General features: G+C 64.1%; 9 protein-coding genes and 2 pseudogenes. 5 read left to right on the forward strand and 6 right to left on the reverse strand.

What is annotated here, in order from left to right:
- The coding region (locus tag N878_RS04990) for a MerR family transcriptional regulator (protein ID WP_021442587.1) at positions 1–221 on the reverse strand (221 nt) is incomplete at its 3' end.
- Positions 222–261: 40 nt separating this feature from the next.
- On the opposite strand from N878_RS04990, the pseudogene N878_RS29435 reads away from it, so the two are divergent.
- From N878_RS29435 to N878_RS29440, 5 genes and pseudogenes are all read left to right on the forward strand, one after another.
- A pseudogene (locus tag N878_RS29435) lies at positions 262–504 on the forward strand (mercuric reductase); the annotation flags it as partial.
- 14 nt (positions 505–518) lie between these two features.
- Positions 519–1,157, forward strand: a complete 639-nt coding sequence (merB, locus tag N878_RS04995; protein ID WP_000761850.1) for an organomercurial lyase MerB — start codon at positions 519–521, stop codon at positions 1,155–1,157.
- Positions 1,158–1,268: 111 nt separating this feature from the next.
- The gene (merD, locus tag N878_RS05000) at positions 1,269–1,634 is read left to right on the forward strand and encodes a mercury resistance co-regulator MerD (RefSeq protein WP_000995361.1); all 366 of its coding nucleotides are present in this window, start codon (positions 1,269–1,271) and stop codon (positions 1,632–1,634) included.
- Positions 1,631–1,867: a broad-spectrum mercury transporter MerE gene (gene merE / locus N878_RS05005; protein ID WP_005413392.1), complete on the forward strand. Its 237-nt coding sequence runs from the start codon at positions 1,631–1,633 to the stop codon at positions 1,865–1,867. Before merD ends, merE begins: the two co-directional genes overlap by 4 nt.
- Positions 1,868–1,921: 54 nt before the next feature.
- Positions 1,922–2,203, forward strand: a pseudogene (locus N878_RS29440) (DUF3330 domain-containing protein); the annotation flags it as partial.
- A gap of 38 nt (positions 2,204–2,241) precedes the next feature.
- Here N878_RS29440 and N878_RS05010 read toward each other — a convergent pair.
- From N878_RS05010 to N878_RS05030, 5 genes are all read right to left on the reverse strand, one after another.
- On the reverse strand, positions 2,242–2,856 hold the full coding sequence (locus tag N878_RS05010) for a recombinase family protein (protein ID WP_010981357.1): 615 nt from the start codon (positions 2,854–2,856) through the stop codon (positions 2,242–2,244).
- A gap of 60 nt (positions 2,857–2,916) precedes the next feature.
- Positions 2,917–4,134 carry a TniQ family protein gene (locus N878_RS05015; RefSeq protein WP_011405615.1) on the reverse strand — a complete coding sequence of 406 codons (1,218 nt, stop codon included), beginning with the start codon at positions 4,132–4,134 and terminating at the stop codon, positions 2,917–2,919.
- Entirely contained in the window at positions 4,131–5,039 is a 909-nt protein-coding gene (locus N878_RS05020) for a TniB family NTP-binding protein (RefSeq protein WP_000393453.1), read from the reverse strand. The genes N878_RS05015 and N878_RS05020 overlap by 4 nt, the downstream gene beginning before the upstream one ends.
- Positions 5,040–5,041: 2 nt before the next feature.
- The gene (locus N878_RS05025) at positions 5,042–6,724 is read right to left on the reverse strand and encodes a DDE-type integrase/transposase/recombinase (protein ID WP_010791757.1); all 1,683 of its coding nucleotides are present in this window, start codon (positions 6,722–6,724) and stop codon (positions 5,042–5,044) included.
- A 555-nt stretch (positions 6,725–7,279) separates the two neighbouring features.
- A partial coding sequence (locus N878_RS05030; RefSeq protein WP_021442589.1) for a DUF5710 domain-containing protein occupies positions 7,280–9,412 on the reverse strand: 2,133 nt, incomplete at its 5' end.

Consider the following 9,412-nt stretch of genomic DNA (forward strand, 5'->3'; position numbering starts at 1 on the left):
AGCAACTCGGCGATTTCATCCAGGCTGAAGCCCAACCGCTGGGCCGATTTCACGAATCGCACCCGTGTCACGTCCGCCGCGCCATAGCGGCGAATGCTGCCATAGGGCTTGTCCGGCTCGGGCAACAAGCCCTTGCGCTGATAGAACCGGATGGTCTCCACGTTGACGCCGGCTGCCTTGGCAAAAACGCCAATGGTCAGGTTCTCCAAATTATTTTCCATACCGCTTGACTCCGTACATGAGTACGGAAGTAAGGTTACGCTATCCAATTCAAATTCGAAAGGACAAGCCGAGGAAGGTAGCGGACGACTCATTGGGGTACAGGCAGTGGCCCCGGAAGCGGGCGAGCTGATCCAGACGGCGGTGCTCGCGATCCGTAACCGCATGACCGTACAGGAACTGGCTGACCAGTTGTTCCCCTACCTGACGATGGTCGAGGGGCTGAAGCTCGCGGCGCAGACCTTCACCAAGGATGTCAAACAATTGTCCTGCTGCGCAGGATGAAAGGAGATGGAACCATGAAGCTCGCCCCATATATTTTAGAACGTCTCACTTCGGTCAATCGTACCAATGGTACTGCGGATCTCTTGGTCCCGCTACTGCGGGAACTCGCCAAGGGGCGTCCGGTTTCACGAACGACACTTGCCGGGATTCTCGACTGGCCCGCTGAGCGAGTGGCCGCCGTACTCGAACAGGCCACCAGTACCGAATATGACAAAGATGGGAACATCATCGGCTACGGCCTCACCTTGCGCGAGACTTCGTATGTCTTTGAAATTGACGACCGCCGTCTGTATGCCTGGTGCGCGCTGGACACCTTGATATTTCCGGCGCTGATCGGCCGTACAGCTCGCGTCTCATCGCATTGCGCTGCAACCGGAGCACCCGTTTCACTCACGGTTTCACCCAGCGAGATACAGGCTGTCGAACCTGCCGGCATGGCGGTGTCCTTGGTATTGCCGCAGGAAGCAGCCGACGTTCGTCAGTCCTTCTGTTGCCATGTACATTTCTTTGCATCTGTCCCGACGGCGGAAGACTGGGCCTCCAAGCATCAAGGATTGGAAGGATTGGCGATCGTCAGTGTCCACGAGGCTTTCGGCTTGGGCCAGGAGTTTAATCGACATCTGTTGCAGACCATGTCATCTAGGACACCGTGATCGGATATCGACCCAATGTTCTACGGCACCGGCATCGGATTCGCAGCGCGCGGATTGAACTCGGCGAAACGGTATATGCATTGCCGTGAACCGACCAAAAGGAGGTGTTCGATGAACGCCTACACGGTGTCCCGGCTGGCCCTTGATGCCGGGGTGAGCGTGCATATCGTGCGCGACTACCTGCTGCGCGGATTGCTGCGGCCAGTCGCCTGCACCACGGGTGGCTACGGCCTGTTCGATGACGCCGCCTTGCAGCGACTGTGCTTCGTGCGGGCCGCCTTCGAGGCGGGCATCGGCCTCGGCGCATTGGCGCGGCTGTGCCGGGCGCTGGATGCGGCGAACTGCGATGAAACTGCCGCGCAGCTTGCTGTGCTGCGTCAGTTCGTCGAACGCCGGCGCGAAGCGTTGGCCAATCTGGAAGTGCAGTTGGCCGCCATGCCGACCGCGCCGGCACAGCATGCGGAGAGTTTGCCATGAACAGCCCCGAGCGCATGCCGGCCGAGACGCACAAACCGTTCACCGGCTACCTGTGGGGCACGCTGGCCGTGCTGACTTGCCCCTGCCACCTGTCCATCCTCGCTGCCGTGCTGGCCGGCACAACCGCCGGTGCATTCCTTGTCGAGTATTGGGTCATCACGGCGCTCGGTTTGACCGGCCTGTTTCTTCTGTCACTGGCGCGGGCGTTGCGGGCATTCAGGGAAAGATCATGAGCGCTTCCCGGCCGGATGGATGGACTACGGCGGAGGGCCCAAGCGTTCGAGCGCGGGCAAGGCTTTCTGTTCGCAAAGCCGATGCCGGCGGCGGCATTCGCCGTCTTCGTCAGTCAATGGAGGGGTGCCACCATGAATGCAAATGATCCGACCGCCACCAGTTGCTGCGTGTGCTGCAAGGAAATTCCGCTCGATGCCGCCTTCACACCGGAAGGCGCGGAGTACGTCGAGCACTTCTGCGGGCTGGAGTGTTATCAACGTTTCCAGGCGCGGGCCAGCACTGCGACCGAAACGAGCGGCGAACCGAACGCTTGCGGTTCGCCGCCGTCAAATTGAGACAAACCACGCTTTCGCTACGTCGCCTCATGTCGGCATCAAATTCGGCTGAGTAGCTTCTCGCCATCTGGACGTAGCTCGCCCTTGGGTGAAATATGCCGATACAGGGTCTGCCGCGTGATGCCAAGTTCCTGGCACAGGTCGCCGACCTTGGTCTCTGACTGCCCCATTGCCGCCATCGCCAGCCGCAGCTTGGCGGCGGTCATCTTGAACGGCCGGCCGCCTTTCCGGCCGCGTGCCCGTGCTGAGGCCAGGCCCGCCACGGTGCGCTCGGCGATCAACTCGCGCTCGAACTCGGCCAGCGCGGCGAAGATACCGAAGACCAGCTTGCCGGCGGCGGTCGTGGTGTCAATGGCCGCGCCGTGCCCGGTCAGCACCTTGAGGCCGATGCCGCGTCCGGTCAGGTCATGGACGGTATTGATCAGATGGCGCAGGTCGCGCCCGAGCCGATCCAGTTTCCAAACGACCAACGTGTCGCCTGGCCGTAGTGCCTTCAGACAGCTCGCCAGACCGGGACGATCCTCGCGTTTTCCGGACGCTTGGTCTTCATAGAGATGCGCCGGATCAACACCGGCCGCGACCAGCGCATCGCGCTGCAAGTCCGTCGCCTGGGAGCCATCCGCCTTCGATACTCGCATGTAGCCAATCAGCATCTTGTACCTGTCACATATACGTTCGATTATGTGACAGTTTGCATCGGGAAGCTCTGCACGTCAAAATTTGTCACTTAACCCGTCATTCTGTCTAAGGCATGCAAAGGGTAGGCTAGGCTCATAATGTGACAGAAATTCCGGGGGGATGCCTTCCTTCGCGAAGGTGGCGCGCAACTGTTCCAAGGAAGCGGGGTCGCGCCGACCATAGGAAGCCAACGCGAACAGCGAGCGTGCCGTCTCGGGGTTGTGTCGTGCTTCAATGATGGCCTCATCAATGGCCTGGATTGCACGCTGCCAGTGATCGACGGGTTCGGGCTTCGGCGCTTTCGCCGGCAGGCCACTGGTGAACCCGGTTTGGGGCTCGGACCAGAATAGCTTTGCGTGCTCGCCTGGCGGGCTTATATCCCTCACCTCAATCAAGCTGATTGCCGTTGCCGCCGCCTCCAGCATCTGCAACCGTACTGCCGGGTTCAGGGTTTCATACGGTCGCCACAGACTTTGCCCAGCACGCAGCGGATGCCCGCAGCATTCCCAGATTTGGCGGAGATACCCCGCGTAGGTGCCGCACGTCGAAAGCGGGGTGTTCAGCTCATCGAGCAGCGTGCGTAGCAGCCTAAACCACAATCCGGCGTGGATGCGTCGGCGCGGCAACTCCACGTGGCCGGTCGTCAGTGCCTGCCAGGTACGCTGGTCCATCGCCGCAATCGCGTCGCTGGCAGTGCGCGGTTCGGCGTCGGCGTTCTCCCAGCCGAGAAACCGCCCTGGCACGCCCCAATAGGATTCCAGCCAGCAGCCATGCAGTGGGCAGCTCAGCATCAGGGGCAGCTTCCACGCGAGCAGTACGGCTTGGTTCTCCGGATCGTTCAGACAGAGCGGGCAGGCGCGATGTATCGGCTGGCTGGGCAGCCAGGCACGCCAGCTCGTGATGGATCGCGTCCTACGGCGGAGTTTCGGCAGCAGCACCGAGAGCTGGAACGCATAGGTTTCCAATGCATCTGGAATCTGATCATCAAGGCTGTCCAGTAGCCAAGGCACCCAGCCGGCGAAACTCATGCAACGCAGCCGGTCCGGCTCGATGCCGCTCCGCTGGGAGAGCATCGCCAGCAGCGCCAGTGGTGGCGCGGTGTCCAGGTCATCAACCTGGCCGTGACCAAGATCGTGCTCCAGCAGCTCGGACACCTCCATGTGATAGCAAAGGGCCACGCGGTTGAGCCACGAAGACAAGGCTTCGCCTTCCCTGGGAGCCGGATGCAGTGGCCAGTGTGGCGCTGGCTTCACATCAGTTCCCGCTCGAATTGCCGCCGCCGCTCGCTGGGACCGGTGTAATCGGCCATGCTGAGCGTGCGATGGTTGATCGCTTCCTCACCGCTCTCCACGGCAGCGACGGCCGCCGCCATCAACAGGTGCGCCAGCTCGCCGATGGTGCCCTCGCTGCGCGTGAGCAGGTAGCGGGCCATATCCAGCGTGGCAATCGACGAGGGTCGCCGCAGCGGGAGCGAAGCCGCGAAGCTGGCCAGCAGTGAGCAGCAATCGTCGTTGGCCTCCCACACCGGCAGCATCATCGGCTCGAAGCGGTTTTCCAACTGGTCGTCCGAGCGGATCGCCAAGTAGGCATCGCGTGTGCCGACCCCGACCAGCGGGATGCGCAGCTCGTTGCCGAGGAAACGCAGCAGGTTGAGGAATTCCCGGCGGTTGACGCTGTTGCCGGCCAGGACGTTGTGCAATTCGTCGATCACCAGCATGCGCACGCCGACCTTGCGTAGCAGTGCCAGCGCCAATTGCTCCATTTCCGGCAGCCGTGGGCGCGGGCGCAATGGCGCGCCCATCGCGGCAAGTAGCGCGACGTAGAAGCGGATTACCGACGGTTCGGATGGCATCTGCACGACCAGTACCGGAATGTGCTCCTGGTCGGCGTCGGAGCTGGCCGGGTGGGTGCGGCGGAATTTCTCGACGATCATCGACTTGCCGTTGTTGGTTGGACCGACCAACAGCAGGTTGGGCATGCGTTGTTTGTTCGGCCACGCATACAGGGCTTCCAGCCGATTCAGCGCCTCGACTGCTCGCGGATAGCCGATCCAGCGGTCAGCGCGAAGGCGATGGATGCGTTCGTCCGCCGGAAGACGGGCCAAGCCCTGGGCCACCGGCATCAGGTGGGACAAGTCGATGATGGGATATTCTTCCACGGCTACCACTCCTCAATCTGGTCGAACGGTTTGGCAGGTGGCTGGTTGTCTGCCTGCGGGTCAGCCATGTCCGCGTCCGGTGGTGGCGTGGTTTTGAAAAGAACTGCCGTTGCCTTGAGATGCTGGCGTCGATCCGCGTCGCGCCGCGCCTTGCGCGTAGCTTTCTGCGCGGTGGACACGATTTCGCGCATCTGGCCGATCATGCGAAACAGCGCCGACTCATCCACCTGTTCGCGCCCTTGCTGCCGCAATTTCGCCAGCGCCTGTCGTTGTTCCCAGAGGGTGACAGCCGGGTGCGACAAGGTGCGGTATGGAATTTCCAGATAGTGCTGCCCCTCCGGCTCCAGCACCCAAATGCGGCTGATGTCGCGCGGGTCGCGCCGGATCAGGAACGCAGGCAAGCGGTCGCGCCGAGCTATCCACGGCTTGAGCGCATCGGCGTAGTAATGGATGTGGTCGATGACGAAGCCGGTGCGGGTCAGCGTGCGGCGGATGATGGGCAGAAAATCGACCAGAAAAGCCGTGGTGCGAGTGATGACGGTTGGCACGCCGGTCCGCGCGATAGCTTCGGCCCAGCGCGCTGCCGGCGGCTGGAGCAGGCCGTTGTGCACGGAGCCGTGGTAGGTGCCGACCGCCAATGTGAGCCAGCGCTCCAGCTCACGCAGCGTCAGGGCGGCCTTGTTTTCGGAATCGTAGTCGCCGCGCTGGTCAGGGTTGGAGAAGGTCGTCCCTGGCAATTCGTCGTGGATCATCTGCATCGCCGTGCCGATGATCCGTTCCACGATGCCGCCGTAGTGCGGCTGCCCGAGCGGGCGATAGTCAAGCCGGATGCCATGCTGCTCGCAGCCTCGGCGTAGCGCTTCGCTCTTGAACTCGGCCGCGTTGTCCAGGTAGAGCAGCCTGGGCTTGCCGCTCATCGGCCACTCCATTTCTATGTTCAGACCCTCCAGCCAGGGACGCTTGTCGCAGGCGACATGCACAAGGCACAGGCCGACCGAAACAGATGACGGCGCTTCCAGCGTGACGACCATGCCGAGCACGCAGCGGGTAAACACGTCGATGGCGATGGTCAGATACGGACGGCCAATCGGTTGCCGGTCGCGCTCGTCCACCACGATCAGGTCGATGACCGTGTGATCAATCTGCACTTGTTCCAGTGGCGCGGTCACGGCGGGAGGCTCACCACCGACACCTTGCAGGCTGCGGGACGCATCCTGACCTTCCCGGCGGCGAGTGGCCTTGAGCGGATCGAGGCCGGCGATCCGCAGAGCCACGGTGTTGCGCGCCGGCGCCCGCAGCTTTTGCGCTTTGCAAGCCTGCGCGACCTCGCGGTGGAACGCTGCCAGGCTACGCTTCTGCTTGGTCAGGAAGCGCTTTTGCAGCAACTCGCGGATGATGCGCTCAACTGATTCCGGCAAGCGTCCCTTGCCTTTTCCGCCGCCGGATCGGCTGCGAGCCAGGTCCGTCACAAGCCCAGCACCTTGCCGGGCACGGCGGATTAGGACATACACCTGCCGCCTGGACAGGCCAAGCGCGTGAGCAGCGGCATCGGCGGCTTCATGCCCGACCACATCAAGCGCTGCCAGCGGCCCGATGATTTCCGCCCGTTGCCGGGCCTGCGCCCAAGCCGCATCGGGCAGGGTGGCCACGCCTTGCTCGGCAATCAATGATGTGTCTGACGCCATGCTCACACCTCGCTTTGGTGCACACGAGTATTGAGCATAGTCGAGATTGGTGCAGATGACTTCTGATATTGCGTTGTCAGGAGTCGCCTGCACATCTGGCGTTACGCCCCGTCAATTGGTGCAGTCGTCTTCTGAAAATGACATTATCTTGGCCGGGTCGTTATTGGCGGGTCTAAATGGCCGCTCCGTGGATCTCATCGCCAGAAATGGCGATGCGAGATCCAGGGCAGGGCGGCCGCCATCGTCAGACCTGGCGATGGTCGACGCCGGCGCGCATCGTCGGATGTGGCGATGCGAGCTCGAGGTCGGTGGCCACCGCCGGCGACCTGGTGCCATCGTCGGCAATGGCGATGCTGCAGCTCGACGTGCGCGGCCTGGTCGTCTCGGCATCGTCGGATGCGGCGATGCTCGAGCGAGGCGAAAAAAAACCGCCTCGGGGTGTCCGAGGCGGCAAGTCTGCATGCGGTTCAGGGAGGAAGAAACCGCGCCGGCGATCAGGGAGGAAAACCGCGCGTCCTGATGTGCAGCTCGGCCACTTTAGCCGGATTTTTCGACTTATCCGATGCGAGCGGCCCGCCGTGGGCGCTGCTCGATCTGCTGTTGCTTTTTCTCGACGTGCTTCTGCTCCTGGTGCTGCTGCTCGTCGCGCTGCACCTGGCTGATGGCCGCGCCGATCTGCCGCTTCACGCCCTCGATGCCCAGCTCGCTCTTGTGCGCCAAGTCGTTGAAGTCGGTGTGCTGCTTCATCGTGGACAGCGCCGCGATCTGCGCGCCGCTCAACATCGACGCCTTGAGCTTGGCCGCCTCGTCGCCGGCCAGCTCGACCTTGCCGGCGGCGGCGTCGGCAAGGCGCTGCTCGGCGCGCAGGTGGGTCTTGAAGCTGTCGGGCGTGATGGCGGGCAAGTCGCGCGGGTAGGTGTTCTCGGCCGGCGCGAAGATCGGGAAGATCGCCTTGCCGCCCACGGCCTGGGCGGCCGCCTCGGCCTTCTCCCGGCCGGGGTTGTTGCCGTGGGTCATGACCAGGTGCCGGTCGTCGTCGCCGGCGATGATGACCGGCTTGTCCGGGAACTTGGCGTGCAGCGCCTTCGCCACGGCCTCAAGGTTGCCGCTGTCGAAGGCGGCGACCGTGGCGTGGCCCACGGCCTCGGCCACCTGGGCCGCCGTGGCGTAGCCCTCCGAGATCACCAGCGCCGGCGCGGCCGCCAGGGCGTCCATGCCGCCGACCGGGTGGAAGCATCCTTCCTTCTTCGAGTCCTTGGCGAACCGCTTAGTGCCGTCCTCCTGGATGTATTGCATCGTCCATTGCTTGCCCTCTGCGTCGAAGGCCGGGATGTAGGTCTTCTGGCCTTCGCGGTCGGTCATCACGCCGGCCTGCGCCTGGATGCCTTTGGCTTGCAGGTAGGGCGTCGGCTGCTCGATGGGCACGAGGTCGGCCATCTGCCGACCGACGCGCTGCGCGGTGGCCTCCTGGGCCTTGTCCTGCTCGACGGCTCGCTGTGCCAGCTTCTCGGCCGCCTCGGCCTGGAGCTTGGCCTTCTCCTGGTCGCTCAAGGCGTAGCCCTTGCTCTTCCAGGTAATGTCCGTGCCGGTCTTGTTGTTGATGATCCGCCCGGCCGGGTGCCCGTCCAGGTGGCCCACGTAGAAGCCATCGAGCGCGCCCTTCTTGCCGCCCTCGACCGGCACGCGGTGCCGCTTGCCATCCATGATCGGGTGATCGCCCTGGGCGTTGCTGCCGGTGAACAGGCCGGCGCTGCGCATGGCCTCGGCGAACTCTTCCCTTGGCGTCATCGCTGGCCCTTGCTGGGCCTGCACGTTCTCGGGCTTCCAGCGTTCGAGCTTCGCCGCGTCGGCGCGCGGGCCGACATACCAGGACTTCGCGGCCTTGTCCCAAAGCGCGCCGGCGGCCTTGGCCGCGTTGCGCTGCTCGTAGGGCACGGCCAGGTACTGGCGGGCCTGCTGGGCCTGCTGCGCGGGCCTCTGCGCCTCGCCCTGGGCTTCGGGTGCCGGCTGGGCCGAACGCGGCTCTACGGCCGCTGTAGCGGCTCCCTGCGCCCATTTGGCGAAGGGAGCGGCATCGGTGCCCGGCGGCACGTACCAGGACTGTTGCTGCCGATCCCAACGCGCCCCGAGGCTCTTGGCCTCGTCCTTCTCCTTGTACGGCACGTTGATGTACTGCCGTTCGGGCTTCTCGGCCTGCGGCTGCGCCTGCTGCCGCTCGCGTTCCTGGCGCTCCAGCTCGGCCGCGCGGCGCTGCGCGTCGCTGTCGTTGAGCATGGCCGACGCCTCGGCGGTCTTGCGTGCCTCTTTAGCGGCTGAAATGTCCTCTTCGGTCGCGTTGGGGTCGCGCCGTACACGCTCTTCCTGCACGCGGGCCAGCTTGGCGGCGCGCTCGTGCTGGTTGTCGGTGCCCAGCGCATCGACCAGGTGCAGGCGCTCGGTCAGAGCCTCGGCCTGGCCCTCGGTGCGGGTGCCGGCGACGAAGGCAAAGGCGTCCTCGCCGAACTGCGCATCGGCCTTGCGCGCGTAGACCTGGAACGCCTGCGGCTCGATGCCGGCCTGGGCGGCATCGACGGTCTGGCCGTCCTGCTCGGCCACGCCGACGATGCGCAGCTCTCCGCTCCAGTCGGGCGGCAGCTCAACGCCAAGGTGTTGACGGGTCGCGTCGGCGAACGCCTGGCCGTCGATCTC

It is taken from the genome of Pseudomonas sp. EGD-AK9, assembly GCF_000465935.2.
Lineage (GTDB): Bacteria > Pseudomonadota > Gammaproteobacteria > Pseudomonadales > Pseudomonadaceae > Aquipseudomonas.

Excerpts from the sequence above, each read along its gene's own strand:
- merB (WP_000761850.1), top strand. The coding sequence starts at position 519 with ATGAAGCTCGCCCCATATATTTTAGAACGTCTCACTTCGGTCAATCGT.
- merD (WP_000995361.1), top strand. The coding sequence starts at position 1,269 with ATGAACGCCTACACGGTGTCCCGGCTGGCCCTTGATGCCGGGGTGAGC.
- merE (WP_005413392.1), top strand. The coding sequence starts at position 1,631 with ATGAACAGCCCCGAGCGCATGCCGGCCGAGACGCACAAACCGTTCACC.
- N878_RS05010 (WP_010981357.1), bottom strand. The coding sequence starts at position 2,856 with ATGCTGATTGGCTACATGCGAGTATCGAAGGCGGATGGCTCCCAGGCG.
- N878_RS05025 (WP_010791757.1), bottom strand. The coding sequence starts at position 6,724 with ATGGCGTCAGACACATCATTGATTGCCGAGCAAGGCGTGGCCACCCTG.